Below are 26,982 nucleotides of genomic sequence, written 5' to 3'. Positions count from 1 at the left end.
ATCCAGTAGGAAGCAACGAATGAGTTAAGCTCGCTGGACTACCAAACATCGATCCAATACAATAACGGTCGCCCCCTCCTTGAACATCCGGTTTTGGACTTGGTTTCATAGAACTTTAGACGTTACCTCATGAAAGTAGGAGGGATTTCGATGAAAAAGACCCTATTGTTAGTAGAAGATGAACCCGCTTTAGCCGATTCTTTACAAACCGAGTTCGAATTAGAAGAGTTTGAGGTGCTTTGGGCCGCTGATGGTGAAGCGGCGTTAACGCAATTCAATGCGCATGCAGACCAGATCAATGTGATCATTTTGGACTGGATGCTACCCAAACTCGATGGTTTTTCGGTGTTGCGCCGCATTCGCAAACACAGCCAAGTACCGATCATTATGCTAACGGCCCGTGATTACATCGGTGACAAAGTCGCTGGCCTTACTGGCGGTGCCGATGATTACATGACCAAACCTTTCGAAATGGAAGAATTGATCGCCAGAGTGGAAGTGGCCTTGCGCCACAGTCAAAACCAACCGCAAACAGCAGCCAGCTTTCAAGTGGCTGACTTACGCGTAGATCTGGATACCAAGCGTGTCACCCGCAACGGCGAGATCATCGCCTTGACCCAGCGCGAATTTGAATTATTAGTCGCGTTATTACAAAACCAAAACCAGCCTTGCTCGCGCAGTGATTTATTGGACACGGTTTGGGGCGTTGATTTTGATGGGCAACCCAACATTTTAGATGTTTACATCAAAAACTTGCGTACCAAAGTTGATCAAAGCGCCCCCAAGCTGATCCACACAGTGCGCGGGGTTGGCTACATGTTATCTGACGCGGTGGCCAGCCGATGAAAAAAAGTCAATCCAGTGCGGCGATCATGCGCCGCCAGTTGATGCTGATCATCACCTTGATCACATTGGCATTAACTGTGGTGATTTTGATCGCGGTATCACATCAGATCCTGAAGCAAACGCAAAGCGAATCGGATCACATTATCGCCAGTTTGAAAAATGCGGTGATCGATGATGATGACGATTGGGACAATTGGCGCAAAAATTCCACCTTGGACACGTCGACTAGCTATGTGTATGTTCGCAATTCGCGCGCTGATGCCAAGGTCAAACACTATTATTCGCCGCGTGCTGACGACTTATTGTCCATTGACCCAGTGGCGATCCCGATCAATCAGCATTTATATTATCGGCCACATTTTGGGTTGTTGTTTCGCCGCACTGGTCATGCCCGCGGAATCTATTACACCTTATGGCTGAGCATGGACAGTTCGGTGGCTATTTTGGTCAAAGTTGTTGAAGCAACCGTGATGTTGTTAGTGATCACGCTGATATTGGCGCCTTTTTACATTCGGCGAATGACGCATCGCTTGACTGATCCGTTATCCACGTTATCCACCAGCACCAAAAAACTCGCCTCTGGCAATGGCGGGGAGCTGTTGCCTGTGCCTAAAACGCCGACAGAAGTTGGTGAGTTGGCCACAGACTTCAATCATTTGTTAGCGGAATTACACGAGCGCCAAGAGCAGCAAAAAACTTTCATTTTGAATGCCGCCCATGAATTGCGCACACCGATCGCCACGATCCGCAGTCACTCGCAATTGATCGAGCGCCGCGGCGCCGAACATCCAGAAGTGATCCCCAAATCAGTGGCTTATATCACTCAAGAATCACGCCAAATGGAACAACTCGTGGAAGAGTTACTGGCATTGACTCGAGCCGACCGCTTGAGCGTCGACTTACACGCTGTGGATCTGACGCAACTGTTGCACAACTTGACTCAAAAATTGCAAAACACCTTGCCACAAAGTCTGGCTGTGAACTTGGCAGATCACATTCACGTGAATGCTGATGAGTCTGCTTTGGAGCAGATCATTGATAACTTGGTGGCTAACGCCTCGAAATACTCTCCTAAAACCACCCCGATCGCCATCACATTAACGCAAAGTGATGCCGAAGCGTTGATCACTGTGGCAGATGGCGGCAGTGGCATCAGTGCGTTGGACAAGCCACATGTGTTTGAACGCTTTTATCGCTCATCGGATGTTCGCGGCACTGTCAGCGGCACCGGCTTAGGCTTGGCGATTGCCGCACAACTGGCTGATCGTTTCCATGGCCGCTTTGAAATCGCCGATAATCAACCCACTGGCACAATCATGCGCTTCTACTTGCCATTACTGAGCGCTTGATGTTGTTTCACGAACGCTTCAGCTTAGGCTGAGGCGTTTTTTTGTGCATGCAAAAATCTTTTTTCAGTCGCTTCATGGCCCTTTCTGAAAAAAATTTAGAATGCGCCCCACCAGTTATGCGCATACCCAAACTTTTCTGAAAATTACTCAGTTGCTGTTTAGGCGCCGTTAGTGTTACCAAAGTTGATTTGGTCGTAAGCTGAACTTGTTGAAGTAGCAAGCATGGCTTGCGCTGCTTAACTGATTGTGAGGCATTTGGCTTCACAAAGGCTGAAAGGAAGTTATCAACATGCAAAAATTAACCATTGTGGTGCCGGCATTTAATGAAGAAGCCGTACTGACAAGTTCGATCGAGCGGTTGTTAGCGATCGAAAATCAAATGATCGATCAACAAGTGCTTAACCAAACTTCCGATATTTTAATCGTCGATGATGGCTCTAAAGATCAAACTTGGTCTGAAATCGAACAACTCCACCAAAAACACACACGCGTTCGCGGGCTGAAATTTTCCCGCAACTTCGGCCATCAAAATGCCCTTATCGCTGGCCTTACTGAAGCCGTTCGGACTGCCGATCTGACGGTGACGATCGATGCAGACTTGCAAGATGATCCTGATAAGATCCCAGAAATGGTCACCAAATATTTAGCTGGCGCTGACATTGTTTACGGCGTGCGCAATAATCGCGATACTGATACTTGGTTCAAGCGCACCACTGCCCTTGGCTTTTACAAGAGCTTGCAGTTGCTTGGCGTCAACTTGATCCCAAATCACGCCGACTTTCGGTTAATGTCCAAACGTGCCGTCAACACGTTTTTAAGCTACCAAGAACGCAATGTGTTCATTCGTGGCTTGGTGCCAAAGCTCGGCTATCCTAGCGCGAAAGTTTACTACAAGCGCACCCCACGGCTAGCCGGCGAATCCAAGTATCCCCTCAAGAAAATGCTGGCGTTTGCTTGGGATGGCATCACCAGTTTGACCATCGCCCCAGTGCGCTTGATCTTGATCGTTGGCGCCTTGTCCATGGTATTGGCCACTGGCATGTCCATTTACACCTTGGCTGTGCACTTATTAGGGCTCACTGTGCGCGGTTGGTCCAGTTTGATGATCTCGCTATGGTTCATGGGCGGGTTGCAAATGGTCTCACTTGGTGTCATTGGTGAATACATCGGCAAATTGACCACTGAAGTTAAACATCGGCCACGCTATACCATTCAAACGCGCATCGGCGAAACTGCCACCAACACCTACTCATTCAAAACTTCCATGGATCAAGCGTCATGATCCCATCCAGAAAGGACCGCTGACATGTACACATTACGCCGACCCCAATTTTTACCTGGCTTTTTAGCAGTTTGTTTAGCCATCGGCGTCATGGCCAACTTGTTTTCACCAAAAGAACCGATCACTGGCTTCATTGTGGTGATCGGCGCTGCTTTGGTGTTGTTAAGCGCCTACTGGCTTGCGCCAAAACTCAACGCCTTGCCAACATCTCAGGTGACGCATTGGCTGACCGCTGCTGGGGGCTTGATGGTACTCGGCCAACTTGCTGTGCTTAAATGGCTACCGCAAACGGTATACCACGATCCTTATCGGGTGTTATCACAAGCTGATCAAATGGCCGCCGGGCACAACATTTGGGCGATCACCTATTTTTGGCGCTATCCGAATAACGTCGCGTTGACCTACTTGATGTCGCTGTGGCTGCGGCTCACCAACCACTTTGGTTTAGCCACCAACACCAGTATCCACTTTTTGTCCTTGATCGTGTTAGATGGCTTGATCGCGTTGTTGTTGCTTACAATCCGCCGCTTCAGTCATCGCAACGCGCCAGTGATCGGCGTGGCTGGGTTGATGATGCTGACGCCGTTTGCTTACACCTATTTTTTGCAGGTGTTTTACTCAGACCTGCCGGCCATGCTGTGCTTGTTGGCTGTGTTTGCTTTGATCAATGCTTGGCCACATGGCAATTCGATCAGCCACTGGTTCATGGGCTTGGGGCTGATCGTCTTGGCGGCTTTGGGCCAATTGCTGAAGCCAAACTTGATCGTGTTACTGCCGGCGATGTTGATCGTTGGCGGGATCTTAGCGGCTCACAAACAACTGACTTGGCGCAAAGTATTGCCTTGGGTGCTGATCATGGTCGGTTTTGGGCTCAGTATGCCAGCAAAAACTGCGATCGATCAAGCCAGCAACTTCCACGCGGATCCCCAATTCCAACTGCCTGCCACAAGTTGGGTGGTCATGGGGTTGAACCACAAGTCAGCCGGGATGTACGCCGTCAAAGACGTTAAACAAGCCATCAAAATCGGCAACCAACAGCAGGTGCAAACTCATGACTTGAAGCTCATTTCCAAGCGGGTGCACCAACTAGGTGTGGTCGGGCTTTTCAAACTATGGGTCGTGAAGTTAGGCATCTTGCAGCGCGTCGGTGGCATCGGGCATTGGTACAATGGCGGCTTTCGCGCCGCGCCAGCTTGGGTGCAACTTCACGCCGGATTTTGGTCCGCGTTAACGACGATCAGTGAAGCGATCGTCACGGTGGCTTTGATGGTCACGTTGATCATCCGCTTGTGGACTTGGCAGCCTGATTTCACCAACCCCACAGACGCCGTAGTGCTGTTGGCGATCACCACCACGTTAGGGTTGTTTGCCTTTCACACGTTGTTGTGGGAAGTGGAATCTCGCTATGGGCAAATCGTTTTGCCGCTGCTGGGGTTGAGCTTGGCTGGCATCAAGCCCGCAAATGCGCATTTCGTCAGTCGCCGCCACCAAATCGCAGTGCCGGCTGTGCTGACCAGCTTGATGGTCGTTGCGATCGGCGGGGCCAGCTTGATCAGCCACTGGTATCCCCAAACTGAAGTAGTCGCCGCACAGCGTTCGCAACTGTCCAACCAGTATCATGCTGCGCCTCACCATATTCACCCTGACACCACGCTTAAGCAGATCATCACCTTAAATGGTGCCGCTAATTATTTGTCCGTCCAAGTTCACAAAGGGGCTGTCGTTGACGCCACCTTGACCAACGCCGCGGGCAAGCGCTACGCCATGACCCAAGCTGGGCCGGTGTATCACTTGCACCACCGGCTGGCGCCTGGCACGTATACGTTATCAGTCACCAATCAAACCCATACCGCTCAAGCCGTCGATGTGGTGCAAACGTATCACTACCAACTAGCCGCCCATCCTTTGGTCATCAACGGGGTCAAACACCCGCATGCCAGTTTCATTTACACCTGCTTGAAAAAATAATCGAGGTCAAATTATGGAAAAACCGATCAGTACCTTTTACACCCGTTACGGCCAAGCACTGCGCTATTTGATCGTCGGCGGGCTGACTACCGGCATTAACGTCACGTTGTTTTTCATGCTGACGCATGTGGGCATGCCTTGGTTTACGGCCAACTTGATTGCTTGGGTCGCTAGTGTGGCGTTTGCGTTTGTGGCCAACAAAGTGGCAGTGTTTCACGCCAATAGCCACAGCGTTTTAGCTGTGGTGAAAGAAGCACTAAGTTTCACTGCGTTGCGCGGTGCCAGCTTAGGCGCAGACACGGTGATCTTATTTATCGGCTTGACCTGGCTACATGGCAATCCCGTTGCCGTTAAGCTATTGGATCAAGTGATCGTGATCGCTTTGAACTACTTGTTTTCCAAAAAGATCTTCGCCACTGCCTAGTGGCCATACAAAAAGACGCTGTCATTGACAGCGCCTTTTTTGGCATTACTTGGCTTGTGGGGTCAACCCAGCGCATAGGAACTCAACAGCGTCATGGGTGACTTGCGTACAGTTCACTGGTTGATCGTCCATGATGACGTTTGGGATCAAGTAGCCGATCATCACACTGGTGCAATAGCGCATGATGCGCATCGACTCCCAGCGTACCAACTCGCCTTTGTCTTGGTACACTTTGAAAATGTCGTTCAAACTGTCGCGCAATAAATCTGCCAGCATGTTGGTCATGGTCACCAACAACTCCGGATTTTTGCCGACTTCTTGAATGAAGATCTTCATTTCGGCGCGATTTTCCATCACAAAGCGGATCCGGTCTTGGATCGCATAAGTCAACAGATCTTGAAAGTGTGGAAACCGCTGCGCTGCCAAGTCTGACACAAACGCATCAGCGGCGCGTGGCATCACTTGGTTTAAAAACGGGCCTAAAACCGCTTGAAGCAAGCCTTCTTTAGTGCGAAAGCGTTTGAAGATCGTCCCTTCTGACACGCCAGCGCGATGCGCGATGTCTGCTGTGGACGTGGCGTCATAGCCTTTTTGGGCAAATAACTCCAAGCTAGCAGCTAACACAGCTTGTTGTTTTGGCGATAAATTGTGGTCTTGGGTGGTCGCTTGACTGAAAAACGTCTGTATTGCATCTGACATATCCATTCATCCTTACACTGTCTTTACTTGAATATAGCACTTTCATGAGCGTCGTGGCCCAGGATGTGGAAAACTTAATTAAGCATGTACGGCAACTTTTTCGTTCAGGTGCTTATTGGCTGTCGCTAACATTAAGCGGATCCGGTTGAGCTGGTTGACCACAGAAGTCCCTGGGTCATAGTCGATCGGCGCAATGTTGGCCCCTGGGAATTGCCGCCGCAACTCTTTGACCATGCCTTTGCCGACGATGTGGTTTGGCAAACAACCAAATGGCTGCATGCAGATGATATTTGGCACCCCAGACTTTAGCAGTTCGATCATTTCACCAGTTAAGAACCAGCCTTCACCAGTTTGGTTGCCTAAGCTCAAGATCTTTGAGGCATCATGGGCCACTTCATCAATGGCTTCGATCCCGTCAAAACGCTTAGAGGCAGTCAACGCCTTTTGCATCGGTTGTTCACACCACTTGATCAAGCTCATGGCAAACTCGGCGAAATACTTCGCTGAGGCTTTAGCGCCAAGGTGATCGTATTTATACAACTGGTTATATAACGAGTAGTTCATAAACCCAACGATGTCAGGCACCACTGCTTGAGCGCCTTCTTTTTCAAGCAAGCGCACCACGTTGTTGTTGGCAATTGGCGAATACTTGACTAAGATCTCGCCGACCACGCCGACTTTTGGCTTAACCACCGATTCGTCTAACGGCACGGTGTCAAAGTCTTTGACGATTTGAGCGACGTTTTTCTTGAATTCGCGGAAGCTGCCTTTTTCAACAGACGGTTGGACCAACTTCACCCATTGATCATGCATTTTGTCGATCATGCCAGGTTCGGTTTCATAAGGGCGCGTGCGATAAACCACCCGTTCAAACAAGTCGCCGTACAAAAAGGCGATCGCGACGCGCTTAAGCAGCGGCAGTGTGAAGGTAAAGCCAGGGGTTTCTTCGACCCCTTGGTTGCCTAATGACAGTGAAACCACTGGCACTTGAGCAAAGCCGGCATCTTTTAAGGCTTTTCTGATCAATGGAATGTAGTTAGTGGCCCGGCACCCGCCACCAGTTTGGGTCATCATCACGGCAGTTTTTTGCAGATCATATTTGCCAGATTGTAATGCTTCTAGCATTTGCCCGATGGAAATGATCGCTGGGTAGCAAGCATCGTTGTTGACGAACTTTTGCCCGACATCGATGGACTTGCGGTCATCCATTGGCAAGTTGACCACGTTGTAGCCAGATGCACGCAACGCCACATCGACTAAGCCATGCTGATGGATCGGCGACATCATTGGCAACAACAAGGTGTAGCCGGCTTTTTTCATGTCTTTGGTAAAGCCCACTGGTTTGGGATCTTCACTGAGCTTTTCAGGCATGATCTTACGCTTGGTGCGTTCTGCCACAGCGGCTTTCAAGGAACGTAGCCGAATGCGGATGGCGCCCATGTTAGTACCTTCGTCGATTTTAAGCGACGTATACAGCCGGTTGTATTGGTTCATGATCTCTTCGATTTGATCGGTATCGATCGCATCGATCCCGCAACCAAACGAGTTCAACTGGACAAATTCCAATTGTGGCGTTTTGGCCGCAATGCGCGCTGCAGCATACAAACGAGAATGGTAAGTCCACTGGTTGACCACGCGCAAGCCTTTGACGTCGCCGAGATGGGCGATCGAGTCTTCAGTCAGCACATGGAAGCCTTCTGCGGTCATTAATTGCGAAATCCCATGGTTGACTTCTGGGTCCAAGTGATAAGGCCGGCCGGCTAACACAATGCCGTGTTCGCCAGTATGCATCAACATGCGCATAGTATCTTCGCCGCGGTTGCGGATCTTAAGTTTGAAGGCTTCTAGTTCTTTGTAGCCAGCGTCTAAGGCATCGACGATTTCGGATTTCGATACACCGAGGTCTTTGAAGCATTCGTACAACGATTCGGCGCAAGCTTTTTGATCAGCGAGGTTCAAATAAGGCGAGCGATAATCCACTAAGCCTTGAGTGATCTCGTCAACATTATTTTTGATCACGGCTGGATACGATTGGACGATCGGGCAGTTAAAGTGGTTGGCTTGATCTTTGTCTTCTTCAACTTCATACACCACAGCTGGGTAAAAGATCCGCTTGTAGCCTTTGTCGATCAACGCTTGGATGTGGCCGTGCACTTGCTTGGCTGGATAACAAACCGTGTCAGACGGAATGGTTTCCATGCCTTTTTCATATTGGTCTTTGCTCCCTTTTGGTGACAATTCTGCGCGAAAACCTAACTTCGTGAAGAAGGTTTGCCACAACGGGTAGTTTTCATACATGTTCAAGACTCGCGGAATGCCGATGACACCGCGAGTGGCGAGCTTTTTGCGCAATGGACGATAGGAAAAAAGCAGCTTGTACTTTTCTTCGACTAAGTTGATCTTGCCATTTTGCTTGGTGAGGTGCTGACGCAAGCCACGCGCTTCGCCTTTTTCACAGCGGTTGCCAGTGACAAAGCGGCGGCCGTCGTTGAACACGGTGATGGTCAGCGCGCAGTTGTTTTCACAACCGCCGCAGTGCATGTATTCTTTGGTGAAGGTCAGTTTGTCGAATTGATCCACTGACAACAAGGTGGTTTGATCGCCGTCTTGATAAGCTTCTTCAGCGATCAATGCAGCCCCATAAGCGCCCATCAACCCAGCAATGTTAGGCCGGATGACTTCCACGCCAGCGATTTTTTCAAAAGCGCGCAAAACCGCTTCGTTATAAAAAGTCCCGCCTTGGCAGACAATGTGCTTGCCCATGTCTTCAGGTTTGCGCATTTTGATCACTTTAAACAAGGCGTTTTTAATGATGGATACTGACAAACCAGCGGCGATATCCCCGATGCTGGCGCCTTCTTTTTGCACTTGTTTGACTTTGGAGTTCATAAACACGGTGCAACGCGAGCCCAGATCTGATGGGTGCTTGGCCAATAGCGCGGCTTGGGCGAAGTCTTTGATGTCGTATTTCAAGCCAGTGGCAAATGTTTCCAAAAAAGACCCACAACCACTAGAACAAGCTTCGTTTAATTTGATCGTAGACAGCGCGTCGTTTTTAATGGTCATGGCTTTCATGTCTTGGCCGCCAATGTCCAAAATAAAATCAACGTCGGGTTGGAAATAATGCGCTGCGCGATAATGGGCGACGGTTTCCACTTCGCCGATGTCGACCATCAAAGCATTTTTGATCAAGTGTTCACCATAGCCGGTGACGGCAGTTTTGCCGATGGTGACACCTTTTGGCATATGGGCGTGCATGTCGCGCAAGATCTGCTTGGTTTTTTCCAGCGGATCGCCGTCGTTAGAATCATAGTAGGTGTAAAGCAGCTTGTTGTCATCTGACATCAACGCCACTTTAGTCGTGGTCGACCCGGCATCGATGCCTAAAAAGGCCACGCCTTGATAGCTGGCTAAATCGCGAGACTCCACCCGCGCTTGGGCGTGACGCTTGCGAAATTCTTGCAGTTCATTGTCATCTTTAAATAATGGCTCCAAGGAATGGGCGGGATGCATGCCGGAATCATCGCCATGTTCGAGTTTGTCTTCCAATGCAACTAACGTGGTGACCGGTTGATCAGTGGCATACAAACAAGCGCCTTTAGCCACGAACAGTTGCGGGTCTTCTGGGAAGATCACTTGTTCTGGCGTCAAATGCAACGTGTCGATGAAATGGGCCCGTAATTGATCCATAAAGTACAGCGGACCACCTAAGAAAGCGACATTGCCGCGAATTTTGTGACCAGCTGCTAAGCCGGAAATGGTTTGATTGACCACTGCTTGAAAAATCGAAGCGGCGATATCTTCTTTATGCGCGCCATCGTTGATCAAAGGTTGAACATCAGTTTTGGCAAACACGCCACACCGCGAAGCGATCGGGTACATGGTTTTGGCATTTTTAGCCAATTCATTCAAGCCATCGGCGTCAGTTTTTAACAACGTTGCCATTTGGTCGATGAACGCGCCAGTCCCACCGGCACAAGAGCCGTTCATGCGCTGTTCCAAGGAATCGCCAAAGAAGGTGATCTTCGCATCTTCGCCACCAAGTTCGATCGCCACGTCAGTTTGGGGGATCAATTCTTCAACGGTTTTGGTGCAGGCGATCACTTCTTGCACGAATTTGAGCTGCAACAAGTTCGCCAAGCCCATGCCACCAGACCCGGTGATGGTGCAAGCCAAGCGGGTGTTTGGCCCAAGTTCTTGGATGGCTTCGTCCAACACCCGCTTGCTTGCCGCCTTCACATCGGAAAAATGCCGCTCATAACGGGCGAATTTGGTGTTGTGATCTTGATCCATCACCACCAATTTCACCGTTGTTGAGCCAACATCGATGCCACCATATAGGATTTCTTCTTGCATGCTCTCACCTCAGAATTTAGATAGTAACTACTCACTTAACTGGTAGTGTACACCCAATTCGACAATTTCGCATAGGAATATGGTCAGATTGTCACAAGTTTGGAACATTTCGGCGCAACGCAAGTAAGATTAACACAATCCCATTTTTTCCGGCGCAAAAAAACAGATCTACTTGTGCAGATCTGTCATCAATTGATCAAGTTTGCGGATCTTCAAAAGTTTCCAGCAACTGCCCAGAGTCGCTGTCAAGCACCACGATGTTGCCCACCACACCCGTAGCGCCGCCATGATTGCCGCCATCGATAAACACTCGGGGGAATTCACCAGGATATTGCATTTTGTACACCGGATGATGGCTGAAATCCATCACTTTGGCAGGGGCCGCATCCCCATCATAACGCCCTTCAATATACCCAGTCGGCGTGTGGCCAGACACGATGGTCGCCGGCAGCGGATTATGCGCAAACACCCCATCGACTGCCCCATACCAATAATCTTCTCTGGCCCAAAGCTTCATGTCTTCAGACGTCAGCGAAATCGGATTGGCCACTGACAAGTCGTATCCGGCATGCACAAACCGCAATTTCCCAATGGCATACTCGATCGGCAACGTATCCACCCAAGTCAACAACCCCGCATAACTGGCTAACAAGCGCTGGCGATTGGCGGCAGGATCTTGGGCTCGGCCGAATTGTTGGCGAATGGCATAAGCCATGGTGTCGCTACCGCCATTAAACAACCACGTTTCGTCTTCGGGATCGGCTAAATAATCCAACATGATCTGTTCATGATTGCCGCGCAACACCACTGTTTGATCAGGGCGCGCCAAACTTTCCGCGCGCACCGCTTGCAACACGTCAAAGCCTTGCACATGCCCGTCGATGTAGTCGCCGATAAACACCGTGATGGCGTTTGGGTAGCGGCGTTGAATGTGGTGTAGCCGGTCAAATACAGCCATTTGCCCATGAATATCCCCTAATGCGATCACCTGTGTCATCTCACACCTCCAATAAGGCGATTATAAGAAAAAAACGGTACCAACAGATTGCATAAAGGTTACAATTTGTAGACAATCCCAAGCTTTCGGCAAAATGTGTAAGCAAAACCCTGCCACCACACATTTTGACTTACAAATGCCGCCCGCGGGCCCCTAGGGCGACAAACTTCGGCGTTTTGAACCCGGCTTCGCGCTCATGGGCCACGGCCATAGCAGCCGCTTGGTTCAAATAGTTGTTCGGTTCATTGAAATGCGGCGAAAACAGCATATCCACCACCGCCAGATCGTCGATGGTGTTGTTATTTTGAATCGCGATCGACAAAGCATTGGCACTTTGCGCAACTTCATGGGTGGACAACAATTGCGCCCCTAGTAGCCGCCGCGACAAACGGTCATACACCAACGTGATTGTCAGTTGACTGGTATCTGGCATAAACGCCGGTCGCCATGGCCCTTGCCAAGTGATGCTGTGCGGCCGCAAGCCGACCACGCGACTGGCGGCGGCTTGCGTCAAGCCAGTGGACGCCACACACAAGTTGAACAACAACATCGCACTGGTGGCTTGGGTGCCAGCATCGATGCGCGCTTCCCCGCAAGCATTCAACCCTGCCAGCGCCCCTTGACGCAAGGCACTAGAGGCCAACGGGATATATGCCGGCTTACCGGTGGGATTAAACAAGCTGGTGCGACAATCTCCTGCCGCAAACACATCCACGTCGCTGGTTTGGCCAAATTCATTGACCACCAACGCGCCGTGGCGATCACAAGTCAACTGATTTTCCACTAACGTCGTAGCCGGTGCAAAGCCAGTTGTCGCCACTGCCAAATCGAAGCTGAATTCTCCAGCACGGGTGCGTAACCCCACGTGATCTGGCACGTCAAAAAAGGCTCGCACCGGCGTATTCAAGTGCACGCTCACCCCATTGTCGCGCAGCCGTTTGGTGACGATCAAGGCGTTTTCGGCGTCTAAGTAGTTGCGCAACAATTGCGCGCCAGATTCAAAAATCGTGACCTTGTGGCCAGTATGGGCATAGGCTTCAGCCAGCTCCACGCCGACATACCCGCCGCCGATCAGCGCAATATCGACTGCTGATTCGGCACTATTTTTCACCACTTGGGCTTCTTTGGCATCTTTGCAGAGCAACACCCGCTTGGCATCGGCACCAGTCAGCGGCGGCAGCACATGGCGCGCGCCAGTGGCCATGATCAACTTGTCGTAATGGACGATACGCTCAACATGCGTTTGCATGTCGCGGGCGACCACAGTATGGGCTTTGACATCGATTTTTAACACATTATGATGTAGCCACACCTGCGCGCCAAGCTTGCGCAAGGCTTGTGGGGTTTGATAGTGCAATTGCGTCAGCGCATCCACCGTGCCGCCTAAATACAGCGCCACCCCGCACGCCAAGAAGCTGATGTCATCATGCCGCTCAAAAATCGTCACATGATGGGTCGGATGACTGGCTAAAATGGCTTGAGCCGCGGCTGTTCCTGCATGTGTACAACCAATGATCACAATTTCCATTTGCACTACCCCCTTGTCACACATTACCAATAGTTTACCTTGTGCAAACCCCGCGTCAAGACCCTTGAGGTGAACCGCTTACATCGTTGCGGTTAAAAAAACGGCCGCGGCCGTTTGCTTAGTTCATCGGTTGAAAGTCATCAGCGATCGGCAACGTGTGCGGACGCCCAAAGTAATACCCTTGCACCAGATCTGGTGAAAAAGCTTTGATCAAGCGCACGTCTTCAGAGTCTTCAAACCCTTCCAATGCAAACCGCTTGGCTTGTCGGGCAGCGCGGGTGCGCCAAACGGACACTTCCGCACAGATCTCAGCTAAAGACAACTTGCCGCGCACATTTTGCAGTGCATATTTGTACTCACTGACAAAAGGATCCAACGCGTCGACCAAAGGCGTTTGATTTTCGCCAGTGCCAACATCATCTAAGCACACCCGCAAGCCAGCAGCTTGAAAACGCTGGGCCGCTGCCACCAGATCATCAAGATCGACGGTTTTGGCCCCATGCCCGCGACGTTCCGTTAATTCGATCACCAACGAGTAGTCCAAATGTGCTTGCACGGACACCAATAAGTCGATGTAATGCGTATCGACGATCTGTTCTTGATCCAAGTTAAACGATACCAACTCAAAATCTTGCGGTAAGGTTTTTAACGTGGCGCCGATCAAACTCGCTGTGGTGACTGGCGAATATTGGCTGAAGTCTTCTGGCAATTGCCATTGACCATCGGCGGATTTTTTCTCGCGTAAGAATAATTCATAGCCAGCCAGCTTGCCAGTGGTGGCGTTGTATTTCGGTTGTCCCCAAAGTCTGATCATTTTCTCTACTCTCCCAAGTTCAATGTGCTTATCGTACCATACAAAAAAGCTTGTCGGAACCTGTCATCATACATTGTACGCAATTATTTTCATAAATAATTAATTGGGGTCGCGGGCTGAAAAGCTGTGGGCTCCGACAAAAAGCGCTTCGGCGAGCTGGTCATGGAACGCTGTGTCGCTCACCGGCGCTAACTCGCAAAAACCGCGAGTGGATCGCCTTCTCGCTGGGCTCTAAGCGGTAAACCGCCAAGAGCCCCACGGCTGATGACCAGCTCGCCTACGCGCTTTTTATCTCCGCCCACAGCTTTTCTCAGCCAGCAATTCGAATTCACCACTCACACGTGTCGTTTGTGTCCCAACTTATACCTAATCCTTCAATTCGAATGCCGATAACAAACTTCTTGAATTGATGACGCTGCCCACTGATCACCAACCTTTGGCAATCGTTTCAAGTTGACCACTATTAGTCGCCTGTGCCTCTATCTAAGGTGGTTTGAATTTGAGACGGAGGCTGGCTGGTCGCGGCATGGTGAGAATGCTGTTGGCGATTTATCGCCTACAGCGTTCCGCAAGTCGAGATCCAGCGGGTGGCGAGCAAAGCGAGACATCCCGGTTAGCTCGCCTGAGGACCCTCACTTTGCCGCGGCCAGCCAGCCCGAGTCTCCAATTCAAACCGCCGGCCTCCAACAAACAAAAATAGGACACCGAATCGATGTCCTACAATTTGATTTAACCGATATGCCGCCATGAGCGATCCGTCAAGATCCGCGCCGCCGCCAAACCCAACGGCAACGCCACCACCATCAGTAATGCCTTGACCATCCAACTAGCCCCAACGCCGAAGCTGTTGAGTCCTAAGTTGAACATCGCGCGATACATATAAAGCCCAGGCACCATGATCACGATCGATGGTACCGTCAATGAGATCCGCGGATAACCTAAGCGCCGATTCAGCGGACTGGCCAATAACCCTGCCAATAAGGCGCCGATAAACGCCGCTACCGCCGCTGGCATCCCAAAGCCTGCCAGCTCCAAGCGCAAGGTGTTCGCCAATGCACCAATGATCCCAGCATAAGCGGACATTTTAACTGGGGAGTTAAACATGATCGAAAAGCCAAACACCCCACACCAAGACGCCACCAAGCGCAACAAGCACAGCGCCACGGGCCCTAAGCCCAATTCGATGAAGTTTTGCGGCTGTAAGTGAACGATCATCGCCACGACCCAGCCAGTCAACGTCGCCACTGTGATCACCATAATGGCAAAGGTGCCGCGCTCCAAGCCTGAGCGCATGTCTTGTTTGGCAATATCTAAGCCGCTGGTGATGAAAGGAAACCCAGGAATGACAAACAACATGGCGCCGATATACCCTGCTTCATGGGCTTGGGCAACGCCAAACATCAGCTTCAACACCCGAAACACCAGCAGATAAACCACACAAGCGGCGGCGACTGACACTGCCGTTGACGCGATCACCGTCATTTTGTGGCCACCCATCACCCGACGCAACCAGTTGCCAACGCCGGCGCCAAAGAAACAACAGAACATTTCGATCGGCCCGCCACCAAGCAAAAACACGAAGGCCGCACACGCTAGCGCGGACGCCAACCCCACTTGTAACGCTGAGAAGTTGCCTGGTTTGCCAGCAATAGCATCTAAGCGGTCGTGGATCTCTTTGTCCGTCATCGTCAATGAATTGCCGACGAAATTATTGACAAAGTCTTCCATGGCTGTGAGTTTGTCAGTGTTGACGCCACTGGCAGGCAGTGACAAGGTTTGCGAATAATGATGGCCGTGTTCAAAACAGGTGTAATTCAAGCTGGTCAACCCAACATCGGCGGCGCACGTTAAACTCAACGCTCTGGCAATGGTGTCCATTGCCGCACGCACTCGCCAAGCCCCAGTGCCGCAACTGAGCATCAACAAACCGACGCGCCCAACTAACGCAGCGCGCTCAGATAAGCTAGATTCGGTGATGGGACGGTCTTCTTGGGCAAAAGTATGCCAGCGAATGTTCATATGATGATGATGTGATGGGGTGACGCTGGCTGGATCAACTGATTTAGCACTCACGATTTAAACTCCTTACCTTCCCGAAGCATTCGGGTTCGTAACTTTAAGCCTACCACTTGCAGGCATTTTCTGAAAGTTCACCACGCAAAAAAACGCCAAGCTGCACTTGACGTTTTGCCGATCTTCATTTGGTTTTCACATATTCATAATTGATCGCGCCGCTGGGCATCACGGGGAAGCGTTTGATGGACGGATCCAATAAATACGCGGTGCCTTGTTGGAAAAAGCCCACAGACGGCACTTGTTGACAGATCAAATAGCGCTCCGCTTTTTGCACCAATGCCAAGCGCTTGGCCGGATAGGCACCAGCGTCTTCGACTTGTTTGCACATGGCATCAAATTTGGCGTTGGAGTAGCCAGTAATGTTTAAGCGGCTGCCGGTTTGGTAAAACGACAACAAATTCATGGGATCAGAATCTGCTGGCGACCAGGTGGAAAAAACCAATTCGAACTTGCCGGCAGTTTCCAAAGCCACGCGTTTGGTCAAGGACACTTTTTTCACGGTGATATGCAGCCCTGGTAAGTTATGTTCCACTTGGCCGGCGAAATAGGCTGCCGCGATTTTCGCCGTTGGGTTATCGGCAATGGTCAAGGTCAAATTCAAGCGATTGACCCCCATTTGCTTTTTGGCACGCGCCCACGCGGCAGTGGCTTTACTCAAGTTGTATGGCAGAAGCTGCCCGGTGGTGGCGCGATAATCTTGGCCTTCTGACATATTGGTCAAACCAGCTGGGATCAAGCCATTAAGCGGCTGCGACCCATCGCGCAAGCGGCTTTGGGTAAAGGCCCGCTTGTCAAACGCCTGGGCGATCGCCTGACGCAAGGCCTGATTGGTGGTCGGTCCAGTGGTGGTGTTGAAAAAGACGAACGCTTCAGTGGTGGTACGCTGGGTATGTAATTGACTAGTCCCTTGAAAACTTGGCACTTGTTGCGGCGACAGCGCGGCATAATCGAACTTGCCTGCCGCAAACGCTTTGGCGCCAATGCTGGTGTCGGCTTCTGAAGTGAAGTCGATGGTTTTGACTTGCACGCGCTTGGCATGCGCATATGCCGGATTTTTCACATAACGCCAAGTGGTGTCGTTGGCCCCAGACCAATCGGTGATTTGATAAGGGCCATTGGCTAACACGCGCGTGGCGTTGCTCCCATAATCATGGCCCCATTTTTGGGCAAAGGCTTGGTTGATCGGCAACAGCGGCGTGTCCGCTAAGATCTCATCTAAAAACGGATTGGCTTGTTGCAAATCGACTTCCAAGCGGGTTTTAGAAATGGCGTGGACACCTAATGCCGAAACAGGCTTGCGACCGCTTCTGACCGCAGTCCCATTTTTCAAAAAGTCGATGCGCGCAGCATTGCGGGCGCCGGTTTTCGGGTCAGCCAAGCGCTGCCAGGCGTACACAAAGTCTTGGACAGTGACACGCGCCCCATTGCTCCAGTGATACGGGCGCAAATGAAAGACATAACACTTGGAATCAAGGGAAATATCTGGTTGCCCGTCAGAAACGGCGCTGATGATATTGCCATTGGCGTCGCGGTCATATAAGCCCACGATCGTCGCGCCGATGGTGGAGCTAGCAGTCAATGACGAATAAGTCGTTGAATTCAGCGTTTCCACGCGGCCGCTGGTGGCAACGTTCAACACATTGCCGGTGGTATTCACCTGAATCGCTTGTTGATTCAAGATCACCGCGATGCTGGCAGACGCGATAATGCCCATGGCAACCACCAGTTCCAAGAGATGATGCTGTTTCATTCTCACGCCTTCCTTCAAAAGTTCTTCTATCAATAGACTAAGCCTTGGCCTATGATAATCAAAGAAGTATTTATAAAAGAATGGAGGTTGAATATGTTTGATTGGGGCAATTGGATGATCGAAACGGTCATCGCCGCCTTTTTCATTTCCGGATTCGTGGTTTTTTACAATTCTCGCTTGATCTCACTGTTTGACCTCGTCCGCCACAAAAAGCTCAACGACCATGTGGCGTCAACTGGATTTGTGATGGTGATGGTGATTTTTTGTCTGTTGGCGACTTGGGCCAATCCCACCAACTCCACCGCGTATCTCAACTGGGCGTTATACATTTTGTTCGTGCCATTAGTCGACGACAACATCACCCCCAGCGAATTCTTAGTGCGCGCAGCAGCGATCATCGGCTTTTGGTATTACACCAACGCTGTGCGGGCCAACTTGTTTTACGTGTCGTTGGTGATGGTGGTGATCATCTTAAGTTTGATGTTCAAATTCCACACGTTGATCCACAAATACCTGTTGCTCAACATCGAAGTCACCGCTTGGATCGGGATCGCCTTTTGGATCACGCAAACGCAACTAACGATGACTGCCAGCTTGATGAGCACGGTGATGTTTATTTTGATGAACTGGTTCACGGCCATGTATTGGTCTGCTGAACGCTTGGCGAACTTAGAGCGCAACCATTTGGAGCAACAAGTCAACTCTGACGCGTTGACCAAAGCCGGATCGCTGTTTGCATTCAAAGCCGACACCCAAGCGGCCTTAGCCCAAGCACAAAAAAGCACCACCCCGTTGACGCTGGTGATGTTTGATATCGATCATTTCAAAACGATCAACGATACTTATGGCCACGCTGCTGGCAACGCAGTATTGATCCAAGTGTCCGCCATGGTCCAAAAAGCGGTAGGTGCGCGGCTTTACCGCACCGGCGGCGAAGAATTCAACTTGATGTTTGAAGCGCCGAAACATGAGATCTTACCTTTGATGCAAAAGATCCACCGCCAAGTCAAAGATGCAGACTTCACTTATGAAGGCCAGCACATGCACGTCACCTTGTCGATGGGTATCACCGGCTTGAACCCCAGCGACATGAGCTTTGAAGATGTCTACGAGCGCGCCGATGCGAATTTGTATTTATCCAAGCGTTCTGGGCGCGATTGCATCACCATGGACGGGGAACAGTTTCAACTGGCATAGCAGTTTTCGCCAACCATACAAGCGGCTTTGCACCACGATTCCAACGCGGATCGCAGCGCAAAGTCGCTTGTGTGGTTTGGCAAGCATGTGACGATGTCTGTCTCACTTGTGGATGCATTATACCAAGTCCACTTGGTATGAATCGCAGTGTTTGCGCCCGTAAGATAAAAGGAAAACGAAACCTGGGCAGATAAGATGATCTACAAAAACACCAAGCAAATGTATGGCCTGGCCTTGACCCGCCTGCGTGTGGCGCGCGGCTTATCGCGACAAAACGTGGTCGACAATAACGAAATTTCGCTTAACGCCTTATCCAGCATTGAAAATGGCCAAGCGCAAATCAAACTCGAGAATCTGGAAATGTTACTGGATTACTACCAGATCTCAGCAGAAGACTTCTTCCGCGATTATGTCAACAATAACGATCATCAAAGCGACTTAGACACCTTATGGGAAAATTTCGACGCCGACACGCGCTTTTTCATCCTGGATACCAAAGGCGCCGTGGACGCCAACAATTACGCCGATCAAGATTTCGAGCGTTATCAGTGGGATGCCAGTCACTTCAACAAGGTCCGCGAAGGCGACTGGTTCATCTACCGCCGGCCAAAACAAGGCAACAAGCAATTCAGCCTGTTTGGTGCCGGCCAAATCGGCCACATTGAAGAAGGTCCCGCCAAACAGCGCACCGCAACGCTGGTGAACACTTTTGCCTTTCCGCACTACTTATTTGGCGACGACGATCTCGTCGATTATCAGTGGCACTTCAAAAAGCGCACGCGCTTGGACTGGCAACGCTTCTTCAATCAATACGGGATGACGACCATCGACCGACAAGATTTCGTCGCGCTGATCACGATGGCGATGCAAACTGAGCCTTTGCCGATCAGTCCCAGCTTGATTCAAGAAGAAAGTGCCATTTACCACAGCATTCGCAGTGGCGATTACACCATCACTGATCGCGTCTCCAAAACCAAGCAGCGCGTCGGCCAACAGATCGTCGCTGAAATGGTCAAAGATAACTATGCCTACCACTGCGCCGTCACTGGCATTCATACGCGCGAATTTCTGGTGGCCTCACACATCATCCCTTGGGCCGCCGATCCCAAGAAGCGGCTGGACCCCACGAACGTGATTTGTTTATCCACGCTTTGGGACCGGGCGTTTGATCAAGGGTTCATCACCTTTAATGCCAAGGACTACAGCATATCGACGTCGCCAAAGTTGCAAGAAGATTCAGCACTGGCGGGGATGTTTAACGGGTATGCCGGGCGGCAGTTGCATTTGCCTCGCCACGGAGCACCTAGCAAAGTCGCGCTGGAATATCATAATGATGTGGTGTTTAAAAGGTAAAGCTTATATTTTGAACAAATAAACGCCTAACTTCACTCAAAACGCAGAAGCCCCAGCAATCACCTGATTGCTGGGGCTTCTGTATTGTCGCATGGTTGGAAAACATTCTGCCAGTAAATTGAGGCTAGTTCAATTACTAGTGGTCTTCATGTTGCTGATACTTTTTACTCTCCTCAGCCACCATACTATAGCTTTGTGTCTGTTGTGCTTCTAAAAGAACTGCTTGTAGTGCCGGATCCACAGCAAATAAATAGAGTCCATGTACCCCGCGTGTTAGCAAGACATTCAATTCGTTTTGAAGCAGTTCTTGCGACACGTCAATTTTCTGGTTATTGTCTAACGTTCGCTTATTTTTGGCCCGACGATTAGCGCTAGCTTTAGGATCAAAGATGATCTTGCCGCCACGATATTTCACTGACGGCCCGATGATAACGCCGGCATAGTTCAAGTCAAAACCTTGGATCGTAAAAGTCGACCCGACTTCATTGATGGTTTCTGGCACTTCTGCCCAAGCCAAATGACGCTCTTTGCGCTTTGTAGCCGCTGACTTGATTTTGATCTGCTTATTCCATGGCATGGCCCAGTCGCCAATTCGTACTTTCCACAGATCCCCATTTTCGTCTTTCCTGCCTTGAATGAACGGCCAATCAAAAGTCGCCAACATTCTTGAAAGCCCATGTTCTTCATGCGCAGCTTGTTGTTTCACTGCCTCAAAAAGCGCTTCTGGACTATGGAATACTTTGATCTCATACCCTTTTTCATCGTGTTGTGGGATCGATAACACCCGATGGCCTTGGATCAAGGTCATCAACCAGTTTTCGATTTGGGGGCCACCTTGCACCCGTAACTGATGTTTCAAGGTGATGAGGTTGTCATTTTGCTTGGCTTGTCGTTCAAGTCTGGCCAACTTTTCTTGTTCCCAATAACCGTTGGTCGCAATGATCTGATTGCGGTCAAACACGGCGATCACCACGCGGGCGCGCTTTAACAGATCTAGCAGTTGGTTCTTGCCTTGATAGGTCTGTTTGCCTTGCGTCCACAACAAATGTGCTTCATCGACTAACACCACATCAACGGGATCAGTGGGCTCATGTTTCAAAATAAAATGCGTCGGTTTTACAACATTATCAGACTTTGGTGAAGCCACTTCGAGCTTATACATGATCTGCTCATAAACCTTCAGTTGCTCATCATGATTGACTAACAGCGCTGCTGAAAGCTGGTTGTCATCTGACTCTGGCTGATTGCGATCTGGTTTGCCTTGATCCTTTGCATGAACTGCAGGTGCTACCACTTGACCTTGCTTGTTTAACGTTTTGACTAGTTCGTAAAACATGCTACTGAGTAGGACTGTCTTTCCTGATCCAGCTTCCCCTTCAACTAAAATCAACTGACCGGTTTGCTGATTTTGTAGGGCACTGGCAACGCGGTCGATGATCAACTGTCTGGCGACTTGTTGCTCATCAGTCAGCTCATGAAAAGGAGACGCTTTGAATAAAGCAGAATCTTTGATGACTTCTTCAAGTGGGAAGACCTCTTGATTCATGGCATGGAGCTTGCGCCAGATCTTGCTGAAGATCTGGTTGCGCTCTTGGGCTGGATAATATTTTCCTTGGGCATTCGTGCGGCGATTGTTGAGCTTGGTGATGCCTTTGCTGCCAGACAAATAAAGCATCAGGCGATTTTCAATGTCGAGCGTCAACGATTTATTAAAATGCTCATGACCGATCACGATCATTTGCGCATTCTTTTCTTCTTTGAGTTGCTCCCAATCTTCGCGGTGGCTTGGATCTTGGCCCAAATGTTGCAAGGTCCGCCGCTTGATGTCATTGGTCTCGCCAACGTAAACGGTGACTTGATGTTGTTTTGCCGAATGAATGACGTAAACCATCGGAAATTGAAACAATAACTCAGATTGCTTCGGGTCTAGTGTTGGTTCGAGTTGCGCCAATGCCTGCGTATCATATTTCACTTCACGCACGATTGGCGTAGCAATATGTTTCTCTGACATTATTTTTCCTCGAATTTCCAATGGCGCGCTTTATTTTTGGCAAGTTTTTCCTCGACGACTTCGTTAGGATCGACGCCAAGTTTTTCACACATATAGTACGCATATGTCAGCACGTCTGCTAATTCAAATTTCAAGTCGTCGCGATCCTTATCAGAAAGCTCCGAGTCATTATTCTTCCAAAGAAACACCTTTTCAACCTCAGATGCTTCAATTCCTAGTGCACGAGACAATGATTCAAGGTTATGAAAATCCTGCCAGCCACGTTCATTTCGAAAGGCCACGAGATCATCGATTACTTTTTGCGTCTCCATCTGCTCAGCTTCCTTCATTACTTTTGCTTATATTGTATCAGACTCTCATGCTAACATTTAGAAGTAAATCAGCATGCGTAAACGTTTACTAACATATTCGCCGACGCAGGCACTAGCACCCTTTGAAGTCACAAAAATAGGCACTGATTCAACGCCTGGTTGAAAAAGTGCCTACTGCGCCAATTTAGGTGCCTTAGTTTACGTCTGTGAAGTGTGACGGTGAAGTCATTCAACGTCACACGTTGTCATGCCCGTGGGCACTCCTTCGGCCACAGTTCAAATTCACTGCGGGTAAAACATGGTGCAGGTGGATCCCGGGTTTTGCACAATCCGACGCATCGCGGGGATCGGTCTAAAGCCAAGTCGGAGGAGTCATTGGACGAAACTGCGCCACAGTAGTCTCAATGCTTCGCTTGTGTTGGTCGATCGATACATGCGATGGGTCGCTTCTGTGACTCACTTTTTGCCGGAGTTACATCTGACTATTTTCTTCGGTACGCCAGCGCTCTTAAGGCCCACGGAAATCATATCACCACGCTACGGCCCCATGGTGACTTTGGTGCCACAAAGCTTGTGCGATGTACCTAACCGCCTTGCTTTGCTTCGTGCTTTTCCTCAACAAAAGGTACCTGCTCTTAACGTTTGCTTTTGTTGAGAAATGGAGTATAGCACCTTAGATTTGAAAATGCAAGCGCTTTTAAAAAAGTAGTCAAGACATCCTTATTGCAGGGTTCCTTGGATAAATGGCTACTTCAACGCCACTTGACCCCAGGCACAAAAAAACCGCCAACCCACAGTCGGCGGTAACAAACACGTTAAGCTTGCGGATCTTCAGGCTTATCTTCTGCAGGTGCGTCAGTCGTCGCATCCCCAGCTGGATCAGCCGCTGGTGCTTCCGGTGCGCTAGTCGGTTCTGCGGGTGCTGCTTCAGGGGCACTCGCTTCAGCGGATACATCTGGGGCGTCAGCGTCTTTTGCTTGGGCAAAAGCAGATTTGCCATCTAAGACAATGTCGTCGAATTCGTCGGAGTCGGCAACTTCAGGCGCCGCGGTCAATTCGTCTTTAAGCGCTTGGGTCTTGTCGTCGTAGCTAGCAAGATCTTCGTCGTCATCTTTGGTTTGGACTTTGGTTTTGATGTTGTCCACCAAGTCAGCGGCGGATTCGCGCCAGTCGGCTGTGGCGTCTTTGGCGTAGTCGTAGTAATCGGCTGCGCGATCAGCTAAGTCGTCTTTTTTCTGGTTGAACTTATGCTTTAATTCGTCTGAGGTTTGTGGGGTAAGTAAATAGGTGGTGGCCAAGGCGCTGGCTGCCCCTAAGATGAAACCAAATAAAAAGTGTGATTTTTTCGCCATAATCAGAAATGCCTCCTATTTTTCGTGGTTTGATTTTTTCAGTAAATTCAGTGCCGTCTTGCCCACTTTGGCGGCGACAGTCACTTTGCCGGCATTGGCTGCCCCGGCAGTCACTTTGGACGCGAGGTTGCGCGTGCTGGTGTTGAGATCTGACACAGATTCGCCAAGTTCACCGATCGCGTCAAACACCGGATCGATGGCGGCGACTTTGCCATTCACATCTTCAAGCAAGGTATTGGACTTGGTCAACAAGGCTTCAACTTCATGAGTCAACGCCCCTAATTCGCCATTCACCACGCCAAGCGTGCTGTTGACTTCTGATACGGTGCCGCGCAACTCTTTGGTCACGCCAGCAATTTTGACGCCGATCACCAATACTGCCAACGCGATGATCAAAAATGCGACTGCCGCAATGATGCCGGCAATTCCTCCTAACGTCATACACAACCTCCTTATCAGCCGCTTCTAAACCGCATACACGACCTTCTCCCATAAGAATATCATCATTAGACAAGACGTTCAAATCATTGTGGAATTTTGGTACTATAGTCTCAGAATCTTTTTTTCAGAAAGGACCAACATGTTAATTCTGGCTAAAACCACAGATCTGAAGCAACAAACCAATATTCTCTTGCGCTACCTTAATCATATCGACTGGGACGGCGTGTTCAACCGCTTAGTCACAGTGGTCGGCGAGTTGATCTTGTTCACCATTTTATTCGTGATCATTCGCTCCGTTGGCAAACACTTGATCCACCGCGGTTTCACGACCTATAAAGCCCGCACCCAACTGGCAGGCACGCGCGTAGACACCATGCGTACTTTGATGAGCAATATTTATTCTTACACCGTGATCTTCTTTTACTTTTACGCGGTGTTGTCAGTCTTAGGCGTGCCAGTGGGAACTTTGATTGCTGGCGCTGGGGTCGTCGGTATCGCGTTAGGCTTAGGTGCACAAGGTTTCGTGTCAGATGTGGTGACTGGGATCTTTATTATCCTTGAAGGGCAATTCGATGTTGGCGACGCAGTGAGATTAGGTACGATCACGGGCACGATCACTTCTGTCGGCTTGCGCACCACGATCGTCAAATCCGCAGATGGGACGATGAACTTCATCCCCAACCGCAACATCACCATTGTTTCCAACATGTCACGCTCCGAAATGCAAGTGTTGATCTCCTTGCCAATGTCGCCGACAGAAGACTTGGCTGTCGTGCGCTCCGTGTTAAAAAACGTCAACGCCACCTTAAAGCCGCAAACGCCGGCGATCGTTGACGGGCCAGAACTGTTAGGCATGTCCACAGCCAGCGATGGCACCTTCGTTTACCAAGTGATGATGCATGTCAACAACGGTGAACAACTGCCAGTCCAGCGCAAGTTCCTAGCAGCGTATTTAAAAGCCTTAGCGGCGGCAGGCATCGACATCCCTACTCCGAAGTTGAATCTTGGCACGACCAAGTAAAAACCGGCCTTTCAGCCGGTTTTTTTGCGCGTACAGTTAGCGCGTTACTTCTTCTTTGGGATTGAGATCATAGTAGCGATCCAGATTGTGGCCGATATAGTTGATGCCTTTCATGACTTCACGCCGCGTCACAATGCCGGTAAAGGTGCCGTCGTCTTGAACGACTGGCAAGAAGGCATTGTCGACGAGCAGGTGTAACACATTTTCCACGTCGTATGGATTGTCGATCGTAGGGATACCAGTTTCCATGACATCCCCGACGCAATATTTATCCAAGGCGTCGGTGTTGATATGTTCCAAGCCGAGCATTTTGTCAGTGATCATGGATAAGCTCAACAAGCCTTTGAACTTGTCGTCGTTATCCACGACTGGGACTTTGGCATAGCGGACCTTGGTCAACACCAAAAAGGCGTGGCGCAAGGAATTGTCGCAGTTGACACTGGCCACCATTTCCCCTGGGATCATGAAATGGTCGCGGTTTTCGATCATCATATGGTCGATTGCTTGATTCAACATTGAAACACTCCTTTTCTCGTTCCATCTTTATTTTACCGCATTATCGCATGTGAGCGCATCCAAATGCTTAAAACTTTACGTCTGCTTAATTCATGCTATGATTAACTTAAGATTATATTGCTATTACTTTTTCACAAATTCTTGGAGGCACAAAATGACTTACGACTTGACAGTTCGCCTGGCCGCAGAGTTCATCGGCACCGCCATCATGGTGGCACTGGGTAACGGGTCAGTAGCAAATGTTGATTTAAAAGGGACCAAGGGGAACGGTTCCGACTGGATGTTGATCGCAGTGGGGTATGGCGCTGGGGTCATGATCCCAGCCATGATCATCGGCGGAATCTCAGGTAACCACATCAACCCGGCATTCACCATCGGGTTGGCGGTGTCTGGCATGTTTCCATGGGATGAAGTCTTGCCTTACTTGCTGGCACAATTTGCCGGGGCGATTTTTGGCCAAGCGATGGTGGTCGCCGCCTACAAACCGCATTATGACCTCACCACCGATCCCCAACATATTTTAGGCACCTTCAGCACCATCAGCGCCACCAAAAGCAAAACGAACCCCGCGTTTTACAATCAAGTTAGCCACTATCGTTAGCACTCAGACAAAATAAAAAACACCAAGTCGATACGACCTGTTATCATTAAAGTTCCTACACAATTAATGAAAGAGGTATCGTCTTGATGC

At 50.0% G+C, this 26,982-nt stretch carries 20 protein-coding genes and 1 pseudogene; 9 read left to right on the top strand and 12 right to left on the bottom strand.

What is annotated here, in order from left to right; genetic code table 11:
• The first annotated feature begins 150 nt into the window (after positions 1-150).
• The 5 genes from ACKTSG_RS09900 to ACKTSG_RS09880 all read left to right on the top strand — a co-directional run bounded on the left by ACKTSG_RS09900 (position 151) and on the right by ACKTSG_RS09880 (position 5,869).
• Complete coding sequence (locus ACKTSG_RS09900) at positions 151-846, top strand: response regulator transcription factor (protein ID WP_407894325.1); 696 nt, start codon at positions 151-153, stop codon at positions 844-846.
• The gene (locus ACKTSG_RS09895; RefSeq protein WP_407894323.1) at positions 843-2,195 is read left to right on the top strand and encodes a HAMP domain-containing sensor histidine kinase; all 1,353 of its coding nucleotides are present in this window, start codon (positions 843-845) and stop codon (positions 2,193-2,195) included. Before ACKTSG_RS09900 ends, ACKTSG_RS09895 begins: the two co-directional genes overlap by 4 nt.
• 289 nt (positions 2,196-2,484) lie before the next feature.
• The gene (locus ACKTSG_RS09890; RefSeq protein ID WP_407894322.1) at positions 2,485-3,477 is read left to right on the top strand and encodes a glycosyltransferase family 2 protein; all 993 of its coding nucleotides are present in this window, start codon (positions 2,485-2,487) and stop codon (positions 3,475-3,477) included.
• A 24-nt stretch (positions 3,478-3,501) separates the two neighbouring features.
• Positions 3,502-5,445, top strand: a complete 1,944-nt coding sequence (locus ACKTSG_RS09885) for a glycosyltransferase family protein (protein WP_407894320.1) — start codon at positions 3,502-3,504, stop codon at positions 5,443-5,445.
• Between the two features lie 13 nt (positions 5,446-5,458).
• A complete protein-coding gene (locus ACKTSG_RS09880; RefSeq protein WP_407894318.1) occupies positions 5,459-5,869 on the top strand; it encodes a GtrA family protein in 411 nt (136 codons plus the stop codon).
• Between the two features lie 45 nt (positions 5,870-5,914).
• Here ACKTSG_RS09880 and ACKTSG_RS09875 read toward each other — a convergent pair whose 3' ends face one another.
• The 7 genes from ACKTSG_RS09875 to ACKTSG_RS09845 form a co-directional block, all read right to left on the bottom strand.
• Complete coding sequence (locus ACKTSG_RS09875) at positions 5,915-6,568, bottom strand: TetR/AcrR family transcriptional regulator (RefSeq protein WP_407894316.1); 654 nt, start codon at positions 6,566-6,568, stop codon at positions 5,915-5,917.
• A 78-nt stretch (positions 6,569-6,646) separates the two neighbouring features.
• On the bottom strand, positions 6,647-10,924 hold the full coding sequence (locus ACKTSG_RS09870) for an acyl-CoA dehydratase activase-related protein (RefSeq protein WP_407894314.1): 4,278 nt from the start codon (positions 10,922-10,924) through the stop codon (positions 6,647-6,649).
• 196 nt (positions 10,925-11,120) lie between these two features.
• Positions 11,121-11,921, bottom strand: a complete 801-nt coding sequence (locus ACKTSG_RS09865; protein ID WP_407894312.1) for a metallophosphoesterase — start codon at positions 11,919-11,921, stop codon at positions 11,121-11,123.
• A 130-nt stretch (positions 11,922-12,051) separates the two neighbouring features.
• Entirely contained in the window at positions 12,052-13,449 is a 1,398-nt protein-coding gene (locus tag ACKTSG_RS09860; protein WP_407894311.1) for an FAD-dependent oxidoreductase, read from the bottom strand.
• A 118-nt stretch (positions 13,450-13,567) separates the two neighbouring features.
• Positions 13,568-14,263 (bottom strand): EAL domain-containing protein, encoded by a 696-nt coding sequence (locus ACKTSG_RS09855; protein WP_407894309.1) that lies wholly within the window; start codon positions 14,261-14,263, stop codon positions 13,568-13,570.
• Positions 14,264-14,992: 729 nt separating this feature from the next.
• On the bottom strand, positions 14,993-16,336 hold the full coding sequence (locus ACKTSG_RS09850) for a threonine/serine exporter family protein (protein WP_407894307.1): 1,344 nt from the start codon (positions 16,334-16,336) through the stop codon (positions 14,993-14,995).
• Between the two features lie 124 nt (positions 16,337-16,460).
• On the bottom strand, positions 16,461-18,089 hold the full coding sequence (locus tag ACKTSG_RS09845) for a peptide ABC transporter substrate-binding protein (RefSeq protein ID WP_407894305.1): 1,629 nt from the start codon (positions 18,087-18,089) through the stop codon (positions 16,461-16,463).
• Between the two features lie 93 nt (positions 18,090-18,182).
• Between ACKTSG_RS09845 and ACKTSG_RS09840 the strand changes: the two genes are divergently transcribed.
• A complete protein-coding gene (locus ACKTSG_RS09840; RefSeq protein WP_407894303.1) occupies positions 18,183-19,286 on the top strand; it encodes a GGDEF domain-containing protein in 1,104 nt (367 codons plus the stop codon).
• Positions 19,287-19,481: 195 nt separating this feature from the next.
• Positions 19,482-20,639 (top strand): HNH endonuclease, encoded by a 1,158-nt coding sequence (locus ACKTSG_RS09835; RefSeq protein ID WP_407894301.1) that lies wholly within the window; start codon positions 19,482-19,484, stop codon positions 20,637-20,639.
• 136 nt (positions 20,640-20,775) lie between these two features.
• Here ACKTSG_RS09835 and ACKTSG_RS09830 read toward each other — a convergent pair whose 3' ends face one another.
• From ACKTSG_RS09830 to ACKTSG_RS09815, 4 genes are all read right to left on the bottom strand, one after another.
• Entirely contained in the window at positions 20,776-22,650 is a 1,875-nt protein-coding gene (locus tag ACKTSG_RS09830; protein WP_407894299.1) for a DUF2075 domain-containing protein, read from the bottom strand.
• Positions 22,650-22,961: a nucleotide pyrophosphohydrolase gene (locus ACKTSG_RS09825; RefSeq protein WP_407894297.1), complete on the bottom strand. Its 312-nt coding sequence runs from the start codon at positions 22,959-22,961 to the stop codon at positions 22,650-22,652. Before ACKTSG_RS09825 ends, ACKTSG_RS09830 begins: the two co-directional genes overlap by 1 nt.
• Before the next feature lie 815 nt (positions 22,962-23,776).
• Positions 23,777-24,313, bottom strand: coding sequence for a YtxH domain-containing protein (locus ACKTSG_RS09820; RefSeq protein ID WP_407894295.1), 537 nt, complete (start codon positions 24,311-24,313; stop codon positions 23,777-23,779).
• Between the two features lie 15 nt (positions 24,314-24,328).
• Positions 24,329-24,754 (bottom strand): DUF948 domain-containing protein, encoded by a 426-nt coding sequence (locus ACKTSG_RS09815; RefSeq protein WP_407894293.1) that lies wholly within the window; start codon positions 24,752-24,754, stop codon positions 24,329-24,331.
• Between the two features lie 139 nt (positions 24,755-24,893).
• Between ACKTSG_RS09815 and ACKTSG_RS09810 the strand changes: the two genes are divergently transcribed.
• Positions 24,894-25,775 carry a mechanosensitive ion channel family protein gene (locus ACKTSG_RS09810; RefSeq protein ID WP_407894291.1) on the top strand — a complete coding sequence of 294 codons (882 nt, stop codon included), beginning with the start codon at positions 24,894-24,896 and terminating at the stop codon, positions 25,773-25,775.
• A gap of 36 nt (positions 25,776-25,811) precedes the next feature.
• Here ACKTSG_RS09810 and cbpB read toward each other — a convergent pair whose 3' ends face one another.
• Positions 25,812-26,291, bottom strand: coding sequence for a cyclic-di-AMP-binding protein CbpB (cbpB, locus tag ACKTSG_RS09805; RefSeq protein WP_407894289.1), 480 nt, complete (start codon positions 26,289-26,291; stop codon positions 25,812-25,814).
• A 154-nt stretch (positions 26,292-26,445) separates the two neighbouring features.
• On the opposite strand from cbpB, the pseudogene ACKTSG_RS09800 reads away from it, so the two are divergent.
• Positions 26,446-26,874 (top strand): annotated as a pseudogene (locus tag ACKTSG_RS09800) (MIP/aquaporin family protein); the annotation flags it as partial.
• Positions 26,875-26,982: the final 108 nt, after the last annotated feature.

Origin of the sequence: Lacticaseibacillus salsurae (assembly GCF_045862175.1) — a bacterium.
GTDB classification, from domain to species: Bacteria; Bacillota; Bacilli; order Lactobacillales; family Lactobacillaceae; genus Lacticaseibacillus; species Lacticaseibacillus salsurae.
Note: the sequence above shows the minus strand (reverse complement) of the source record. Positions and strands in the feature narration are given on the sequence as shown.

What these genes read in the sequence shown, in the direction of transcription:
- ACKTSG_RS09815 (WP_407894293.1), bottom strand. Translation starts at nt 24,754, where the DNA reads ATGACGTTAGGAGGAATTGCCGGCATCATTGCGGCAGTCGCATTTTTG.
- ACKTSG_RS09895 (WP_407894323.1), top strand. Translation starts at nt 843, where the DNA reads ATGAAAAAAAGTCAATCCAGTGCGGCGATCATGCGCCGCCAGTTGATG.
- cbpB (WP_407894289.1), bottom strand. Translation starts at nt 26,291, where the DNA reads ATGTTGAATCAAGCAATCGACCATATGATGATCGAAAACCGCGACCAT.
- ACKTSG_RS09890 (WP_407894322.1), top strand. Translation starts at nt 2,485, where the DNA reads ATGCAAAAATTAACCATTGTGGTGCCGGCATTTAATGAAGAAGCCGTA.
- ACKTSG_RS09880 (WP_407894318.1), top strand. Translation starts at nt 5,459, where the DNA reads ATGGAAAAACCGATCAGTACCTTTTACACCCGTTACGGCCAAGCACTG.
- ACKTSG_RS09840 (WP_407894303.1), top strand. Translation starts at nt 18,183, where the DNA reads ATGTTTGATTGGGGCAATTGGATGATCGAAACGGTCATCGCCGCCTTT.
- ACKTSG_RS09875 (WP_407894316.1), bottom strand. Translation starts at nt 6,568, where the DNA reads ATGTCAGATGCAATACAGACGTTTTTCAGTCAAGCGACCACCCAAGAC.
- ACKTSG_RS09865 (WP_407894312.1), bottom strand. Translation starts at nt 11,921, where the DNA reads ATGACACAGGTGATCGCATTAGGGGATATTCATGGGCAAATGGCTGTA.
- ACKTSG_RS09830 (WP_407894299.1), bottom strand. Translation starts at nt 22,650, where the DNA reads ATGTCAGAGAAACATATTGCTACGCCAATCGTGCGTGAAGTGAAATAT.
- ACKTSG_RS09835 (WP_407894301.1), top strand. Translation starts at nt 19,482, where the DNA reads ATGATCTACAAAAACACCAAGCAAATGTATGGCCTGGCCTTGACCCGC.
- ACKTSG_RS09885 (WP_407894320.1), top strand. Translation starts at nt 3,502, where the DNA reads ATGTACACATTACGCCGACCCCAATTTTTACCTGGCTTTTTAGCAGTT.
- ACKTSG_RS09900 (WP_407894325.1), top strand. Translation starts at nt 151, where the DNA reads ATGAAAAAGACCCTATTGTTAGTAGAAGATGAACCCGCTTTAGCCGAT.
- ACKTSG_RS09820 (WP_407894295.1), bottom strand. Translation starts at nt 24,313, where the DNA reads ATGGCGAAAAAATCACACTTTTTATTTGGTTTCATCTTAGGGGCAGCC.
- ACKTSG_RS09870 (WP_407894314.1), bottom strand. Translation starts at nt 10,924, where the DNA reads ATGCAAGAAGAAATCCTATATGGTGGCATCGATGTTGGCTCAACAACG.
- ACKTSG_RS09860 (WP_407894311.1), bottom strand. Translation starts at nt 13,449, where the DNA reads ATGGAAATTGTGATCATTGGTTGTACACATGCAGGAACAGCCGCGGCT.
- ACKTSG_RS09825 (WP_407894297.1), bottom strand. Translation starts at nt 22,961, where the DNA reads ATGGAGACGCAAAAAGTAATCGATGATCTCGTGGCCTTTCGAAATGAA.
- ACKTSG_RS09810 (WP_407894291.1), top strand. Translation starts at nt 24,894, where the DNA reads ATGTTAATTCTGGCTAAAACCACAGATCTGAAGCAACAAACCAATATT.
- ACKTSG_RS09855 (WP_407894309.1), bottom strand. Translation starts at nt 14,263, where the DNA reads ATGATCAGACTTTGGGGACAACCGAAATACAACGCCACCACTGGCAAG.
- ACKTSG_RS09845 (WP_407894305.1), bottom strand. Translation starts at nt 18,089, where the DNA reads ATGAAACAGCATCATCTCTTGGAACTGGTGGTTGCCATGGGCATTATC.